This is a genomic window from Mesorhizobium sp. B4-1-3 (genome assembly GCF_006439355.1).
Taxonomy (GTDB): Bacteria; Pseudomonadota; Alphaproteobacteria; order Rhizobiales; family Rhizobiaceae; genus Mesorhizobium.
Genome location: NZ_VFTG01000001.1, coordinates 489,641 through 506,501, shown reverse-complemented (window position 1 = coordinate 506,501; position 16,861 = coordinate 489,641). Strand labels below are relative to the sequence as shown.

Sequence of the window (16,861 nt, the reverse complement as noted above, 5' to 3'; positions counted from 1 at the left end):
GTGCTGCCGTTTTGGGCACGACAGCGGTCGCGACAGCTTGTGCCGCAAAGGGAGCGCATCGAGAGCTGGTTACAACGGACAAACTGCAGGCGTTGATTGAAGCCCACACGACGGCATACGCAGCGTTCGGTAAGGCCATTCATGAAGCAGGTGGCAACAGTGGCGACGGAGCCAGCCGGGAGGAGGAGAGGGCGTTACTGGCCATTTGCGCCTACCCTGCGTCAGCGAAGAGGATCGCTTGGCCAAGGCTCGATACCTTTTAGAGATCGAGGCGCGTGGCGAACTCGATCTACCAGAATACATCCAGGCTCTTCTGCGTTCTACGATTTCGGACACATAAGGCCAAAATCCGGCCAGTCTCCCCAGATCATCCGATGACCGGCAACGGACAGGAACGCGTCGACGCTTTCCGAGGTCCGCTTTGCGCCTCATGTCGGTCGCTAGACGGGCAGTTTCGGATTTCCGAAACCCGCCGTTCGTGAGCCACGCCTCTACGTCACATCGCCCTTTGCCCAGCCCGCCCGCGGGCGACTGTTTCCCAGTCCAGGAGACAGTCTTCGCCGCAGAAACGCCATCCGCGCGCGAGGTGCTGGCCCGACAGCCGCTGTCGGGCCGGGGGGTCGCGGCCGAAGGGAAACATCTATAGGCTGGAAAACGACGCCAATAAGGATGGCAAGAACATGGCAGGGGCACCCCCCCACGACGGCGATAGGGCTGCCGACGATAACGCTGATGCGAAAGCGACGAACAACGCGCCCCCCATCGTGGGCATCGGGTCATCGGCCGGAGGCGTGGCCGCTCTGCAGAAGCTTGTCAGCAACATACCGGCGGATAGCGGCATCGCCTGGGTGCTTATCCAGCACATGGCACCGGATCGGCCGAGCGAACTCACGAGCATTCTTGCGCGCAAGGCAGACTTACCAGTGGAGGAGGTTACGCACGACACGCGCATCGAGGCTGACAAGATCTATCTGATAGCGCCGGGGCAAGTGATGACGATCCGCGAGGGCGTGCTGCGCCTCGCGCAGGACGGCGACCCGCTCGCGCGGCGCACCAGCATCGACGCCTTCCTTGTCTCGCTCGCCGAGGATCAGGGGGAGCATAGCGGCTGCGCGCTTCTGTCAGGGGCGGGCACTGACGGGACTCTCGGCCTCAAGGCGGTGAAGGAGGCAGGCGGGCTGACGCTGACCCAGACGCTTCAAACGGCCGAATACGACAGCATGCTGCTGAGCGCCACGCGTACTGGCCTCGTGGACCGCGAGGCCGACGTCGCCGACATGCCCGGGCTCTTCGCCGACTTCCTGGTGCGGCGCAAGCCCATCACGAGCGCTGTCGAGGTCGAAGATGGCGAGAGGCGCGAGATCTGCGACGTGCTTCGCCGCGCCACCGGCCACGACTTCACCGATTACAAGTCGAGCACGATCGACCGGCGCATCCGTCGGCGAATGCAGATGCAGGGCATCGACACGCTGTCCGCTTACGTCGACCTTATGCGCAACGACCGCCGGGAGCCCGAGCGGCTGTTCCGCGATCTGCTGATCGGGGTCACCCAGTTCTTCCGCGATACCGACTTGTTCGCGGCGCTGGCCGCGAAGGTACTCGGCCCGATCATGGAGGAAAAGACCGAGGACGACGAGGTGCGGGTCTGGGTTCCGGGTTGCGCCACGGGCGAGGAGGCCTACAGCTTGGCGATCCTGTTTCAGGAGGCCCGGGCGAAGATGGAGAGCCCGCCGGAGGTGAAAATCTTCGGCAGCGATATCGACGAGGCCGCCCTGCATTTCGCCCGTGTCGGCCGCTATCCGCACAGCATCGCCGCCGATGTCACCAAGGAGCGGCTGGAGCGGTTCTTCGAAAAGGAGGATGGTCATTACACCATCCGTCCGCAACTGCGCGAGATGTGCCTGTTCGCTCAGCACAACCTGCTGCGCGACCCACCGTTCTCCCGCATTGACCTGCTCTCGTGCCGGAACGTGCTGATCTACATGAACCCGGGATTGCAGAAGCGGCTAATGCCGGTGTTCCATTACGCGCTCCGGCCCGGTGGCTTCCTGTTCCTCGGCCCTGCCGAGAACGCGGGGCACGACAAGCTCTTCGGTGAGTTCGACCGGAAGCACCGTATCTTCCGCCGGCTGGGCGAGACCGCGCGGCTGCCCGAGTTTCCTATCGCTGGCGGCGACGGCAAGAATCGTCAGCAGAAGCAACAGCAGGACGGCGCCACGAAACCTGCCGTAAGCGATCCGGCATTCCGTACTGCGCAAAAACTGCTTGAGCGCTACACGCCGGCCTATGTCATCGTCGATGGCGACTTCGAGATCCTCGATGCTTCGACGGGCACCGGCGCCTTCCTCGAACTGCCGCGCGGCCGGCCGAAGGCGAATCTGGCCGCGATGGCGCGCACCGAACTGGCCGTGGACATCAAGGCGGCGGTCGCGAAAGTGCTGACTTCGGGCGAGCGGCTCGTGCGCGATGATCTGATCCTGGGCCATGACGAAGAGCGCCGCTACCTTACTCTGATCGTGGAGCCCCTGACCCGGGCCGACGCGAGCGAGCGCCGTTGTCTCGTCGTCTTTCAGGCAGGAGCCGCCGCGATGGCGGAGACCACCGAGCGGGCAAGGCAGCGAGGCGGCGACGAGGAACTCGTACGCGCGCTGGAGCTGGAGCTTCAGACGACGAAGGAACGGCTGCAGAGCACGCTGGAGGAGTTGGAAACCTCGAACGAGGAACTTCGCGCCTCGAACGAGGAACTCTCGTCGTTAAACGAAGAACTGCAGTCCTCCAACGAGGAACTGGAAACCTCGAAGGAGGAACTGCAGTCGATCAATGAGGAGCTTCGCACGGTCAATAACGAGCTTTCGACGCGGGTTGAGGAGCTGAGCCGTGCCAACAGCGATCTGAAGAACCTTTTCTCCAACACCCGCATAGCGATGCTCTTTCTCGATGCCGAGTTCCGCATCCGCAACTTCACGCAGCCGGCCAAGCCGCTCTTCCGGCTGCGCGACCACGACATGGGGCGGCCGCTGGACGAACTCGCCGGCGGCGTCGACCTCGGCTCCCTGAAGCAGCAGGTGGCGGAAGTCATCCGCAGCGGGGAGCAGATCGAGAAGGAGGTCGAGGTGCGAAACGGTGAGCCCCAGACGCTGATCATGCGCATGCTGCCCTATCGCGGCGAGAACGACGTGATTCAGGGTGCCGTTCTCACATTCATCGACATCACCGAGCGCAAGCGGTCTGAAGAGCGGCTCTCAGACATGGTGTCCGAGCTGAACCATCGGGTGAAGAACAACCTGGCCAGTGTGCAATCCATGATCCGTCAGGCGGCCAAACACACAGAGACGAAGGACGAGCTACACAAGGTGCTCACGGGCCAGCTACACGCAACGGCCGCATCGCACGACATCCTCTCGCGCGGCGACTGGAAGGGCGCCAGGCTGCGTGACCTCGTCGACGCCGTCTTGTCCCCCTTCGTCGGCGAGGGGCTCGACGGGCTGAGCATCCAAGGACCCGAGGTCCATCTGAAGCCGCAGGTCGTGGTCGCGCTCGGGCTGATCCTGCATGAGCTCGCCACGAACGCGTCGAAGTACGGCGCGTGGTCCACCGGGACGGGACGGGTTTCGTTGAACTGGACTCGGGTCACGACCGACGGCGACGAGCTGAGGATCGAATGGGCGGAAAGCGGCGGCCCGCCCGTTGCGCCGCCCCAGAGCAATGGTTTCGGCCTCAACTTCGTCTCGCGGTCTACCCAGCACGAACTTCGCGGCACCTGCGACCATCAGTTTCCCTCCGCCGGCTACCGCTGCGTCATAGTCGCGCCTGCAAAAGCCATGTTGATGGATCGCGATGAAAATCGCTGAGGCTCATCGCCGCGCGAGACCGAGCGCGTCGAGCGCGGCAAAGAGCGCGACCTCAGTGAGCGGCTTGTGCAGAACCTGACACTGTTTGAAGCGCTCGGGCACCTCCATCGTCGAATAACCCGTCGCGATTACAAAGGGGACGCCATGCTCATGAAGCAGATCGGCGACCGGCCAGACGCGCTCATCGCCGAGGTTCACGTCGAGGACCGCGCCGTCGAGGTCGTTCTGCCGGACCGCCAACAGCCCTGCCTCGACGTTGGAAACCGGCCCGACAGGCACGCAGCCGCACTCGCCGACCATGTACTCGACATCCATTGCAATGAGGACGTCATCCTCGATCACGAGGATTCGTGGCTTTCGGTTTTCAATTGGACGCACGTCCCGTGGCCCCCAAAGGAACGTAACCGCTTCGCCACGAGAAAGTTCCGACGTTCGTGTGGTCAGCCGTCGCTTCCACGAACTGCTGGTGGCGACGTCGAAAACCGACCGGCAGCAGTCTAGGAGCCAAGTTGGGTCTGCACATAGCTTTCGAAGTAAAGGATTGAGCATGTTCCGTGGCTTCACCTGGAGAACGTCGGACCCCGGTCCGTCTCCTCCGCCGGAGAACCCGCAAGCCAGGAGCTACGCGATAAGCCAGGTCCGGTTTCTCAATACCGCCAAAAAGACGAGACCGTCTGGACTCGGCCCCATTTTGGACTGAAGTCAGCAAAGCGACCAAGGATGCCTTCGAACTTAGTTAGGTTCGAAACATTGCACGCGCGATTGGGATATCGCTAAGGCCGCTTGGCCAAGCGCACACCGAGGCCGCCGCCGTTCGCCGGAATAAATTCCACTCCGGCATCTTCAAAGGCCTCGCGTATTCGATCGAGCGTAGGCTGTTTAAGCGTCTCGCCTCGTTCCAGGCGGACAACTGTCTGTGTTGAAACGCCCGCTTCTCTAGCAAGATCGAGGACACCCCAATCCAGCGCGGCCCGGGCCATTCTACACTGGACCGGTGTCATAAGATCACCATAATATGGTGATTTTTCTTGCTCATATGCTGCTCTAGCTGTATTCAGGAGTGCACTAAGCGGCCGGAACGGTGACGCAACACCGATCCGGCCTGACCACAACCCAAGCTGTTAGGAGCTCGGATCATGGCTGATTCCGACAATACCACGCCTTTGTCGTTCGTCACTCGGCGGCTGCTGATGACGCAGATTGTTACGGTCGCTGGACTGTGGCCATTTGGCGCTGGGGCGCGCGAGAATATTTCGGTCAAAGGGCGGCAGGATGATCCAGCTCTTCGGTTATGTGAGAACTGGCACGAGGTTCACCGCTCGACCTTGGAGCTATGCCGGCAACAGCAGCAGTTGGAGACATATCTCGTCAAAGCTATCGGCTTTCCCTGTGCTAAGATGCAGCTTCCCGGCGGCGGGGAAAAGACGGTCCATTCCGTCGAGAGTCTCGACGAATTTTATTCTCCCGAATACGAAGTGGCATGGGGCAGAGCATTTTCGGAGCTAGAGGCACATCAGACGCGCTGGGACGCTGCTGATGCCGAGATCGGGTTTTCAAGAACTGACGAACTAATACAGCGATCGGAAGCGGCAGAACGGGCGCTTCTGGACGATCTGCCGCTGTTTCCGGCATGTTCCGTTGAAGGTGTATTGGCTAAGCTCTCGGTTATCCTGCGCTACGGTGAACATTGGGAGGATCCAGACGATTTTCCCTGGTATCATATCCGGTCGGTGCTCGATGACCTTGCTCGCTACCATCACATCGATCCTGTAACCATCCTCGGTTCACGCGCGCAAAGAAGTATAGGGGTGCAAAGGGACGCGCTGGCGAATCGGTGATTTCGCCATGACGGCGATTGCGTCGGGTGAGCTCTGGCGGCCGTTGCGAAGACGACACTGGAATCCCCTTCCTGTTTCAGGTGTCTGCAACTGTTGCACTGTGTACCAGCTGGAAAGCACGATGGTCCCGGCAAACCGGTGCATCGCCATTGCCTCTCTTGGCAATTGGCTGGCGACGAAACCGCACTGTGTAAGTCATCGCACGCTGTACCACTACGATATGAACTTCGTGCTTTCCTTTGCGGTCCGGAGACATCTGATAGCGAGTCGATCCACAATTGGGAGCGACCGCGATGCCAGCAGAAAACGGGACGGGCCCACAGGCTATGGTTCCTGCGAACGACAATGGAGGCCTCGCCAATGCCGAGGCTCGCCCTGAACCAACGGCGGCGGCCAGGGTGGATCGGGTGGTCCTGGATATCGTCCGGCTGATCGGGGGGCAACTGGCCCGGGAGGCATTCGAGGCGAGGCTGGCGGCCAACGACAATCGGCCGGCCGGTCGAGAGGGAGAGGGCAGGGGGCCGGATGGCAAACCTTCTCGGAACAAGAAAGAGGATCTGCCGCCATGACGCGTGTCGCACTCTATGCCCGCTATTCATCTGATAGCCAGCGGGATGCTTCCATCGAGGACCAGTTGAGGCTGTGCCGCGAGCAGGCAGCGCGTGAGGGCTGGAGCGTTGCGGGAGCGTATGAGGATGCCGCGATCTCCGGCGCCAGCACTGTGCTGCGGCCGGGTATCCAGCATTTGATACGCGATGCCCAGCGCGGCCGGTTCGAGGTGGTGCTGGCCGAGGCGCTCGATCGCATCAGCCGCGATCAGGCAGATGTCGCAACGCTCTTCAAGCATCTCAAATTCGCCGGCGTTGCCATCGTCACTTTGGCCGAGGGCGAGATCAGCGAGCTGCATGTCGGCCTCAAGGGCACGATGAATGCCTTGTTCCTTAAAGACCTTGCCCTCAAGACCCATCGTGGCCTGCGAGGCAGGGTGGAGAAGGGAAAGGCCGGAGGCGGGCTGTGTTACGGCTACAGGCTGGTGAAGAAACTCGATACCGAAGGCGAGCCCGTCCGTGGGGATCGCGAGATCGTGTCGGAAGAAGCGACCGTCGTGCGCCGCATCTTCAGCGAATTTGCTGCCGGCAAGAGCCCGAAGGCGATCGCCGTGGACCTCAACAAGGAGGGCATTCCTGGTCCGCTCGGCCGCCACTGGGGCGACACCAGCGTGCGCGGGCATGTAATCCGGGGGACCGGGGTCATCAACAACGAGCTCTACATCGGTGTGCTGGTCTGGAACCGCCTGCACTTCGTCAAGGATCCTGCCACCGGCAAGCGGGTCTCCCGGGCCAATCCGCCAGCCAAATGGATCCGCACCGAGGTGCCGCATCTCAGGATCATCGAGGATGAATTGTGGCAGGCCGTGAAGGAGAGGCAGAAATCCATCGCCAGCCAGTTCGAGGCGGTGGCGATCGCCACGCGCAGGGCCCGGGCCAGAAAGCTGCACACCATGAAGCGGCCGGTCTCCCTCCTGTCCGGCTTGCTCATCTGCGGCTGCTGCGGCGGGCGCTACGGGTTGTTCACACGCGACCGCTACGCCTGTCTCAACCACCAGCGCCGGGGCATCTGCGACAACGGTCGCACCATCACCCGCGAGAAGATCGAGCAGCGCGTTCTCGCCGGCCTGAAGGAAAGGCTCGTCTCGGCCGATGCCGTCGCCGAGGCGATCAGAGCTTATGCGCAGGAGACCAACCGTCTCAGCAAGGAGCGTCGCGCACAAGGCGAACAGGATCGCAAGGCGCTCGACAAGATCGAGCGCGCTATCACCGGTATCATGGCTGCGATCGAGGATGGCCTGTACCAACCTTCGATGAAAGCGAGAATGGAAGACTTGGAGAGGCAGAAGGCGGAGATCGCCGCGCGTCTGGCAGCGGCGCCCACTGAAGTGCCCGACCTGCATCCCAACATCGCAACGCTCTACCGCAAGCGGGTCGAGCAACTCACCCAAGCGCTCGCCGACCACGAGGACGGACGTCCGGCCGCCGATGCGTTGCGCTCATTGATCGGAGAGATCGTCCTCACGCCCGGCGAAAAGCGTGGCGAGGTGCATGCCGAGCTACGCGGCGAGTTGTTCGGCATCCTCGAGCTCGCCAAACCTGATCAGAATCAAAAGGCTGACGACGTTATGACAAAAGGGGTTGCGGGTCCCCGCAACCAAACTCAAAAACGGCCCGCAACAGCGGGCCGTTTTTGCATCCGGCTGAACCCGCATCAGGGCCCGCGAGGAGCCAAACCCGACGCCCCGGGCCAGAAAAGCCAAAATCCTGTCCACGAAAACCAAGACCAAAACGCCCGCCTCGCGCGGGCGTTCCTGTATCCGGTTCCGCTCCCCGCAAGATGCCCACCGCAGGAGAGAACGCAGATCGGGCACGAAGGCTGCAGCCCTTACTCAAGGCCCGAATCATTCACCACATCGGCGCTCTATGCGACATTCGCTTGCGATGGAGTCATCAGAGTGGGCGCGAACAACGCCATTCAGAGCCCGGTGCACAAACAAGGCCCTAATAATATTAGCCGGCGGAGCTTAAACCCAACTGGCTTCCGTGTCTGACGCATCTCGCGAATCGCGGGTGCGGAGATCCTGAAGCGCCCGAATCGAGATCCTCGACCGGGCCGACCTCAGACGCTCTTCAGATAGGTCTCGATCTCGAAGTCGCTGACGTTGAGGGCGAAGGTATTCAGCTCCTGGCGCTTGCAGGCGACGAAGGCGTCGCGCAGCACGTCCGGGAAGATCTCGGCGACGCGCGGGCCGGCCTCGAAGGCGGCAATTGCCGAGGCCCAGTCGGGCGGCAGCTTGGCGAGCGTCAGCCCCTGACCCTCGCCGCCGGTCGGCTCGCCGGGCGAGAGCTGGCGCTCGATGCCGATCAACGCCGCGCCCAGAATCGCCGCCAGCACCAGATAGGGATTGGCGTCGGCGCCGGAGACGCGATGCTCGATGCGTCGCGCGGCCGAAGGGCCGCCCGGAATTCGGATCGCTACCATGCGGTTTTCATAACCCCAGGCGACGGCAGTCGGCGCATAGGACCTGGGCCGCAGCCGGCGATAGGAGTTGAAATGCGGCGCGAACACCAGCGTGCTTTGGGCCATCGCGGCAAGCAGGCCGCCGACAGCGTGGCGCATTGTGTCGGAGCCTTGGTCCGAGCCGTTGTCGAAGATGTTGCGACCCTCTTTGTCGAGGACGCTGAAATGAACATGAAAACCATTGCCGGCGCGCTCGCCATAGGGCTTGGCCATGAAGCAGGCGGCAAAGCCGTGCTTGCGCGCGATGCCCTTGACGGTGCGCTTGAAGAGCGCAGCGTCGTCCGCGGCGCGCAAGGCGTCGGGCACATGGTTGAGATTGATCTCGAACTGGCCGACGCCGTTCTCGGCGATCGCAGTGTCGACCGGAATGTCCTGCATGCGGCAGGCTTCGTAGATGTCGTGGATGAAGGCTTCGAAATCGTCGACCTCGTCGATCGAAAGCGCCGCGTCGGAATCGAGACGCCGCCCGGTCACCGGTGAGACCGGTCCGACAGGCCGCTGCGAGGTCGGGTCGACAAGGTAGAATTCGAGCTCGGTCGCGGTGGCGGGCGTCAGGCCGAGCGCGGCATAGCGGTCGAGGATGCGGGCCAGTGCCCGGCGCGGGTCGCCGAGGTAGGGGGCGCCGCTGTCATCCGCCAGCCAGACCGGCAACAGCGCCGTCGGGTGCGCCGTCCAGTTGACGGGCAGGATGCCACGCCCAGTCCAATGGCAAAGCCCGTCGGCGTCGCCGGTCGAGAACACCTGGGCATTGCCTTCGATGTCCTCGCCCCATATGTCGAGCCCGATGGCCGAGTAAGGCATGCGCAGCTTGCCCTCGAGCGCCTTGCTCGCCTGCTCGACCGGAATGCGCTTGCCGCGCATGATGCCGTTGAGGTCGCACACCGCCGCCCGCAGGCTCTGGATGTCCTTCCTGCTATCCAGCCACTTCAAAACGTCCGCAATCGCATCGCTCAATTTCCAGCCCCTTCCAGGTGCTGTAGCCCTATCGGCTACGATATCCAATTTTTAGCTTGTGAGTTCGTGAAGGCCGTCTCGGCTGACGCCGAGCGGGTTTCCTTCATTTTTTCAATTCACTAGCCGGGATATCGGGAGGCATTTCGGGTCCGCCTGTGCGATCTGCGATCGCAACATAACGACAAGCAAAGAGAAAGCCAAGCCGGGAGTTGGTCGTAAGCCCTTACCTTCGTCATCCGGGGCGGAGCAGGAGCACAGCTCGGTCGCGCAGACCATGGAATGACGAAGTTGGAGACGTTTTCGGCCGATCCCGAATGCTAGTTCCGCGGTTTCGGGAACCTGACCTGCTTCAGGATGTGGGTCGCGCCTTCAGCGATATCGCGCACGATCGCGCCCCGCGCCCTTTCGCTGTCGCCGGCCTCGATCGCCGCCACGACCTCCTCGTGGTGGTCGATGCCGAGAATGCCGGCGAGGTCGTCCTCGAAGCCGATATGCAGGTTGCGCAGGAAAGGTCCCACCTGCATCCACACAGTTTCGATCAGGAAGATCATCTGCTCGTTGCCGCAATGGCGATAGATCTCGAATTTGAAGTCATGGTTCTTGCGCAGATAGTCGTCGATGTCGCCGCTGCGGGCGGCCTGGGTGAGCTCGGCGCAGAGACGGCGGATCGCGCGCAGGTTGTTGCCGTTGATGCGTTTTGTCGCGAGTTCGGTAGCGGTGCCTTCCAGGACCGTCCGGACGTCGGTCAGTTGCTGGAAACGATCGGCCGAAATCGTCGGCACCTCGACGCTGCCGTTCGGCATCGGGCTCAACGCTCGCAGCGCCTGCAGCCGCATGAAAGCGCTGCGAACCGGCATGTCGCTGGTGCCAAGCTCCTTGGCGAGCTTGCGCGAAGTCAGCTTCTGACCAGGCTGGAGCTGACCCGACATAAGGGCCCGCACGAGCTCCAGATAGACTTTTTCATGCAGGGGTACGGTATCGACAGCGGTCAGTCCGAATCGTGTTTTGTCGGCCATTGGCTATGCACTGGTTGATCGATCCTGAAATCTGTTTCGTCACCTGATCCGACGCCGGGATAGCTGGCCGCCGCCGAAATACCTGGCCGGTCGTTTCGGCTGCACGATAGACGCTCATCGCGCGCCGCTGCAAGGGCGGCCGGAGTTGCTATCCGATCCGCGCGTCGATGATCTCGACGAAACGCGCGAAGAGACCAGCCTGCGACTTGATCTTCAGCTTGCGATAGATGTTGCGGCGGTGGACCTTGACGGTCCCCGGCACGATCCTGAGCGACCTGGCGATCGATTCCGTGGAATGGCCCTGAAGCACGAGGTCGACGACCTGCTTTTCACGTGAGGTCAGCGACAGGCTCTTCCAGATATGGGCACGGTCGAGTTCGTTGGCCGTTGCAGCCGTTTCGCCGGAGGGCTGGGTCGCAACCTCGTCGGCGGGCAAAGCGGGCCAGCGCTGCTTGCAGAAGCCGATCACCGCCGGTGCCATGTCGCGCAGCAGCCTGGCGTCGGCGGTTCCGAACGGACCGGTGGCGCGCAGCCGCATCAGCGAAAGCACCAGCGCGTCCTTGCCGGCCAGCGGCACAAAGAAGCCGGCCTCCTCGGCAAGCTTGGTCTGGCTATAATAGGAGCGGTAGTATTCGCTGGCGTAAAAACGGTCCGGCGCGAGCTCACGCATGCGCCAAAAACCTTCCTTGCGCTCGACCGCGGCGTGATGGAAGGGGTCGAGCAGATAGGGCCCTTCCTGATAGAGCGCGACGAAGATGTGGCTCTCCGCCGGCGAGAAGGTCTCGAACAGGAGCGGCGGCCGCGCGGCGCCGCGATAGCCGAAGATCACGCAGTGGTCGAAACGGACATGGCCGCGCAGCCAGCTGACGATCGCCTTGCCGAAATGATCGCCGCCGGTCTCGCGCGTGGCGGCGATCACGGCGGCCAAGGCGTTGTAGTCGTCACTGCGGGAAGCAGCCAATCCATACCCCTCTAAACGATAAAATCGGCTAAATATACCACCTACGAGGTATATACTAGGTGCCATCGGCTCTGCTAGCGTCACGACATTGCCTCACGCTGTCGCTGGAGCCCGTGGCTTGACTGCAGTGCCCGATATCGAATTTCGCGCGGTCACCAAGCGCTACGGCGCGGTCACCGCGGTGAGAGGCGTTGACCTTGCCATCCCGCCTTCCGCCTTCGTCGCTCTGCTCGGCCCTTCCGGCTGCGGCAAGACGACCTGCCTGCGCATGATCGGCGGCTTCGAGCAACCGAGCGAAGGCCAGGTGCTGATCCGCGGCCGCGACATGGCCGGAACCCCGCCCTACCGGCGTCCGGTCAACATGGTGTTTCAGCAATATGCGCTGTTCCCGCATCTCGATGTCGAGGAGAACATCTCCTATGGGCTGCGCCAGGCGCGGCCCAGACTGTCGTCGCACGAGATCGCCTTAAGGGCCGGCGAGGCGCTTTCGATGGTGCAGCTCGCCGGCTACGGGCGCCGCAAGATCCATGAGCTGTCCGGCGGCCAGCAGCAGCGCGTCGCGCTCGCCCGCGCGCTGGTCAACAAGCCGGCGGTGCTGTTGCTCGACGAGCCGCTGGCGGCGCTCGACAAGAAGCTGCGCACCGACATGCAGATCGAGTTGCAGAACCTGCAGCGCGAAATCGGCATCACCTTCGTGCTGGTCACCCATGACCAGGAGGAAGCGCTTTCGATGAGCGACTTCGTCTGCGTGATGAATGGCGGCCGCATTGTCCAACTCGGGCAGCCGAGCGAGATCTATGACGAGCCGGCCGACCTGTTCGTCGCCGATTTCGTCGGCAAGACCAATCTCGTCAGCGGCAAGGTGGCCAGGCTTTCCGGCGATCTCGTCGATGTCGCGCTTGCCGACGGCACCGTGATTTCGGCGCGCAAGCGGGTGCCGCTCAGCCGCGGCGAGGCGGTATCGGTCAGCCTGCGGCCGGAATCGCTCAGCCTCTCGGCACCCGGAAGCGGCAGCCTGAAAGGCATCGTCCGCAACCGGATTTTCCTGGGTTCGACCGCGGAATACGCGATCGAGGTCCGAGGCATCGGATCACTGCTCGCCAAGGCCGACCATGTGATCGGCCAAGGCAATCTGTTCAAGCCGGGCGAACCCGTCGCCATCGGCTTTGCCGCCGGAGCGCCGCTGGCGTTTCCGCATGCCAACAATAACGGGACCAACCAGAGGGAAGACCAAAATGCCGAAATCCTATCGTGACGGACTGCCGATAAGCTCCGATAAATTCGTCGACCAGTTGATGCGCCTGAAGCGCGGCTCGATCAGCCGGCGCGACTTCCTCGGCCTCACCGGCCTCGGCCTCGCCACTGCGGTGATGGCGCGCGAGCTCGGCATCATGCCGACGCCGGCCCATGCCGCCGAGAATCTCGGCGACCGCATGTCGATCGCCACCTGGCCGAACTACCACGATCCGCAGACTTTCGAGAACTTCAAGGCAGAGACGGGCGTCGCCGTCGAGGTCAATGTCTTCGGCTCGAATGAGGAGATGCTGGCCAAGCTGCAGGCCGGCGGCTCGGGCTGGAGCCTGTTCGTGCCGACCAACTACACGATCTCGACCTACAAGAAGCTCGGCATCATCGAGCCTCTGGACATGGCGAAGCTTCCGAATTTCGACGGCAAGTCGGAGGATGCGCGCTTCACCGCCGAAGGCACGATCGACGGCACGATCTATGCCGTGCCGAAGAACTGGGGCACGACGGGTTTTGCCGTCAACACCAAGAAGCTCGCCAAGCCGATGACGAGCTGGAAGGAGTTCTGGGATACCGCCATGGCGGAAGCCGACGGCCGCACCATGGTGCACGACTATCAGCTCACCACCATCGGCAACGCGCTGAAATATTACGGCTATTCGTTCAATTCGCTGAAGCAGGACGAGCTCGCCAAGGCCGAGGAACTGCTGCTCAAGGTCAAGCCGCATCTGTTCGCGGTGTCGAGCGACTACCAGCCCGGAATGCGCGCCGGCGATGCCTGGATGACGATGTGCTGGACCAATGACGGGGCGCAGCTCCATCGCGACGTTCCCGAGATCGCCTATGTGCTCGGCAAGGAAGGCGGCGAGATCTGGACCGACTTTTACGCCATTCCGAAGGACGCGCCGAACAAGCCGGCCGGTTACGCGCTGCTCAACTACCTGATGAACCCGAAGGTCGCGGTTAAGGAGCATCTGGCCAATGGCGCGCCTTGCACGGATGCACGGGTCAACGCGCTGCTGCCGAAAGAGGTGCTCGACAATCCGATCCTCTATCCCGCGGCCGACCTATTGAAGCCGCTCGAGTTCGGCGCCGCCGCGACGCTGACCGATCCGGGCCGTGCCGAGCTGATGGCGCGCTTCAAGTCGGCTTGAGCGAGACTGGTCACAAACCCGATCCTGACAATGCGACCGGCGGACGAAAGTCCGCCGGCTCCCAACCGGCTTTCCCGATGCGCCGCAGTTTCTTTCGCAAAAATCTCGTGACGGCGCTGCTGCTCGCTCCGGCGGCGCTGTGGCTGGTGGTCTTCCTAGTGCTGCCCTTCGTCGCCATCGCCATCTTCAGCGTCGGCGAGCGGGCGCCGGAGGGCGGCTACCAGGCAGCGCTCACCTTCGCGCAATACGCCAATTTGCCGGCGCGGGCGACGGCGTTCTGGAACACGATGGTGCTGGCGCCGATCGGCGCTTTGGCCTGCCTGCTCGTCGCCTATCCGGTCGCCTACTATCTTGCGCTTCGGGCGCCGGATCGCTGGCGGCTGATCCTGCTCGCGATGATCGTCATTCCGTTCTGGACCAGCCTGCTGATGCGCACCTATGCCTGGATGTATATCCTCGGCGGCCGCGGCATCCCGGCTTTGCTCACCTATGTCGGCATCGAGGATCTGAGGCTGATCAACACGCCGGGCGCGGTGTTGCTCGGCATCGTCTACGGCTACCTGCCGCTGATGATCCTGCCGATCTATGTCAGCCTGGAGCGGCTCGACCGCCGCCTGCTGGAAGCCTCCGCCGACCTCGGCGCGACACCGCTGTCGACCTTCCTCGGCGTGACGTTGAGACTTTCGCTGCCCGGCGTGATGACCGGCTTCTCGCTGGTGATGATCCTGCTGCTCGGCGAATATCTGATCCCGACGCTTCTCGGCGGCGGCAAGGTCTTCTTCATCGGCAACGCGCTGGTCGACCTCTTCCTGCAATCGCGCAACTGGCCGTTCGGATCGGCCATCGCCATCACGCTGGTGCTGGTCTCGGTCGTGGTGCTGATTATCGCCAACCGCATCTCGACCCGGTTGTCGGGCGCACGCCGGGTGGACCTGATCTGATGCGCGCCTTCGTCGTTGCCGTCTTCGCCTTCCTCTATCTGCCGATCGCGCTGGTCGTGCTGTTCTCCTTCAATGCCGGCCATCACGCCAGCGAGTTCACCGGCTTCTCGGTGCAATGGTACGGCAAGGCGCTATCGAACCCGTTTCTGGTCGAGGCGCTGAAGAACAGCCTCTTTATTGCCTCCACCAGCGCGCTGCTCGCTGCCTTCTGCGGCACCGCCGCGGCGCTCGGACTGCAGCGGGTCGGCGCGCGGACGCGGGCGCTCTTCGATGCATTGCTGGGCGCCGCGATCGTCGTTCCGGGCGTCGTCATCGGCATCTCAACGCTGGTGGCGCTGGTGCAGCTCTTCGCCGTCGTCAATCCGTTCCTCGCCTCGCTCTGGCCGACCGACCAGCCGCCGAAGCTTTCGCTCGGTTATGGCTCGATCATCGCCGCGCACGGCCTGTTCTCGATGGCGCTGGTGACGATGATCGTCGGCACGCGGCTCAGCAGCCTCGACCGCAACCTGGTCGAGGCCTCGAGCGATCTCTACGCCACCCCGCTGACGACGTTCCGCTCGATAGTGCTGCCGCAGATCATGCCGGCGGTGATTGCCGGCTTCCTGCTCGCCTTCACCTTCTCCTTCGACGATTTCATCATCGCCTTCTTCGTCGCCGGCGCGCAGACGACACTGCCGATCTATGTCTTCGCCTCGATACGGCGCGGTGTGACGCCGGAGATCAACGCCATCGCGACGATCGTGCTCTGCGCGTCGGTCCTGCTCGTGCTGCTGGCGCAATGGCAATTGGGCCGACGGAAGCCATCGCCTTGAGAGACACATCCATGATCTTGAAAGACCGCATCGCCGTGGTGACTGGCGCCGGGTCGGGTATCGGACGCGCCGGCGCGATGATCATGGCGCGGGAAGGGGCGCATGTGGTCATCGCCGACCGTGATCCGGCGGCTGGCGAAGCCACCGCTTCCGACATCCGCGAAGCCGGCGGCTGCGCCGAGGCTGTCGCCACCGATGTCGGCGACGACACAGCCGTCGAGGGCCTCATCGAAGGAACGCTCGGCAAGCACGGCCGGATCGATATTCTGCACAGCCATGCCGGTATCCAGGTCGGCGGCACGCTGACGGAAGTCGGTACGGACGGGATGGACGCCTCGTGGCGCATCAATGTGCGGGCGCAGTTCCTGGCGGCCAAGACGGTCATGCCGGCGATGATCGCGCAGGGCGGCGGCGTCATCCTCAACACGGCGTCCAATTCCGGCGTGTTCTACGACCGCGAGATGATCGCCTACGCCACCTCCAAACATGCGGTGGTGGCGATGACCAGACAGATGTCGCTCGACTACGCCAAGCACAATGTGCGCATCAACGCGCTCTGCCCGGGCTGGGTCGACACGCCTTTCAACGCGCCTTTCATCGCGCAAATGGGTGGACGCGATGCGATCGAAAACTATGTCCGGACCAAGATCCCGATGGGGCGCTGGGCGAGCGCGGAGGAGATCGCGGAGGCCATCCTGTTCCTCGTCTCCGACCGCTCGTCCTTCATGACGGGACAGGCGCTGGTGGTCGACGGCGGCGAGAGCATCGGCTGATCTGGTCCAGCAAAGCGGGCTTGCGCGAGCAGCGATGATCGGTCAAACCATAATCTCACTTTGATAGGACCCGTCATGCAAGCTGCAAAACAGCAATACCGCGCCAGGCATTTGGTTGCCTACGGTATTTCGTTTGCGCGCTCGGGATACCGGTGATCATGCGCTACTGCCGCCACGAGAACCTGCAGCGCGCGGAGGAGACCAAGGTCGGCTCGCATGTCGTTCGCGACGGCTGGACGGAGGG

General features: G+C 63.0%; 13 protein-coding genes. 8 read left to right on the top strand and 5 right to left on the bottom strand.

Going from position 1 to position 16,861, the window contains the following annotated elements:
- Window positions 1-680: 680 nt before the first annotated feature.
- On the top strand, window positions 681-3,851 hold the full coding sequence (locus FJW06_RS02450; protein WP_140747407.1) for a CheR family methyltransferase: 3,171 nt from the start codon (window positions 681-683) through the stop codon (window positions 3,849-3,851).
- A gap of 3 nt (window positions 3,852-3,854) precedes the next feature.
- Here the strand turns inward: FJW06_RS02450 and FJW06_RS29995 are convergent, their stop codons facing one another.
- Together FJW06_RS29995 and FJW06_RS02440 are read right to left on the bottom strand one after the other, a co-directional pair.
- On the bottom strand, window positions 3,855-4,193 hold the full coding sequence (locus FJW06_RS29995; protein WP_181178109.1) for a response regulator: 339 nt from the start codon (window positions 4,191-4,193) through the stop codon (window positions 3,855-3,857).
- A 431-nt stretch (window positions 4,194-4,624) separates the two neighbouring features.
- The gene (locus FJW06_RS02440) at window positions 4,625-4,852 is read right to left on the bottom strand and encodes a helix-turn-helix transcriptional regulator (protein WP_210238947.1); all 228 of its coding nucleotides are present in this window, start codon (window positions 4,850-4,852) and stop codon (window positions 4,625-4,627) included.
- A gap of 135 nt (window positions 4,853-4,987) precedes the next feature.
- Between FJW06_RS02440 and FJW06_RS02435 the strand changes: the two genes are divergently transcribed.
- Both FJW06_RS02435 and FJW06_RS02430 read left to right on the top strand, forming a co-directional pair.
- Window positions 4,988-5,689 carry a hypothetical protein gene (locus FJW06_RS02435; protein WP_140747401.1) on the top strand — a complete coding sequence of 234 codons (702 nt, stop codon included), beginning with the start codon at window positions 4,988-4,990 and terminating at the stop codon, window positions 5,687-5,689.
- Between the two features lie 565 nt (window positions 5,690-6,254).
- Entirely contained in the window at window positions 6,255-8,291 is a 2,037-nt protein-coding gene (locus tag FJW06_RS02430) for a recombinase family protein (RefSeq protein WP_140747398.1), read from the top strand.
- A 68-nt stretch (window positions 8,292-8,359) separates the two neighbouring features.
- Here the strand turns inward: FJW06_RS02430 and FJW06_RS02425 are convergent, their stop codons facing one another.
- The 3 genes from FJW06_RS02425 to FJW06_RS02415 all read right to left on the bottom strand — a co-directional run bounded on the left by FJW06_RS02425 (window position 8,360) and on the right by FJW06_RS02415 (window position 11,692).
- Window positions 8,360-9,715, bottom strand: coding sequence for a glutamine synthetase family protein (locus FJW06_RS02425; protein WP_140747395.1), 1,356 nt, complete (start codon window positions 9,713-9,715; stop codon window positions 8,360-8,362).
- Between the two features lie 317 nt (window positions 9,716-10,032).
- Entirely contained in the window at window positions 10,033-10,731 is a 699-nt protein-coding gene (locus FJW06_RS02420; RefSeq protein ID WP_140747392.1) for a GntR family transcriptional regulator, read from the bottom strand.
- 148 nt (window positions 10,732-10,879) lie between these two features.
- Complete coding sequence (locus tag FJW06_RS02415) at window positions 10,880-11,692, bottom strand: LuxR C-terminal-related transcriptional regulator (protein WP_246674498.1); 813 nt, start codon at window positions 11,690-11,692, stop codon at window positions 10,880-10,882.
- A gap of 118 nt (window positions 11,693-11,810) precedes the next feature.
- Between FJW06_RS02415 and FJW06_RS02410 the strand changes: the two genes are divergently transcribed.
- The 5 genes from FJW06_RS02410 to FJW06_RS02390 all read left to right on the top strand — a co-directional run bounded on the left by FJW06_RS02410 (window position 11,811) and on the right by FJW06_RS02390 (window position 16,617).
- On the top strand, window positions 11,811-12,947 hold the full coding sequence (locus tag FJW06_RS02410; protein ID WP_140747386.1) for an ABC transporter ATP-binding protein: 1,137 nt from the start codon (window positions 11,811-11,813) through the stop codon (window positions 12,945-12,947).
- On the top strand, window positions 12,928-14,091 hold the full coding sequence (locus FJW06_RS02405; protein WP_140747383.1) for a spermidine/putrescine ABC transporter substrate-binding protein: 1,164 nt from the start codon (window positions 12,928-12,930) through the stop codon (window positions 14,089-14,091). The genes FJW06_RS02410 and FJW06_RS02405 overlap by 20 nt, the downstream gene beginning before the upstream one ends.
- Before the next feature lie 77 nt (window positions 14,092-14,168).
- On the top strand, window positions 14,169-15,032 hold the full coding sequence (locus tag FJW06_RS02400; protein ID WP_140747380.1) for an ABC transporter permease: 864 nt from the start codon (window positions 14,169-14,171) through the stop codon (window positions 15,030-15,032).
- Window positions 15,032-15,844: an ABC transporter permease gene (locus FJW06_RS02395; RefSeq protein ID WP_140747377.1), complete on the top strand. Its 813-nt coding sequence runs from the start codon at window positions 15,032-15,034 to the stop codon at window positions 15,842-15,844. Before FJW06_RS02400 ends, FJW06_RS02395 begins: the two co-directional genes overlap by 1 nt.
- An 11-nt stretch (window positions 15,845-15,855) precedes the next feature.
- Window positions 15,856-16,617: a glucose 1-dehydrogenase gene (locus FJW06_RS02390; RefSeq protein ID WP_140747374.1), complete on the top strand. Its 762-nt coding sequence runs from the start codon at window positions 15,856-15,858 to the stop codon at window positions 16,615-16,617.
- The last annotated feature ends 244 nt before the right edge of the window (window positions 16,618-16,861 follow it).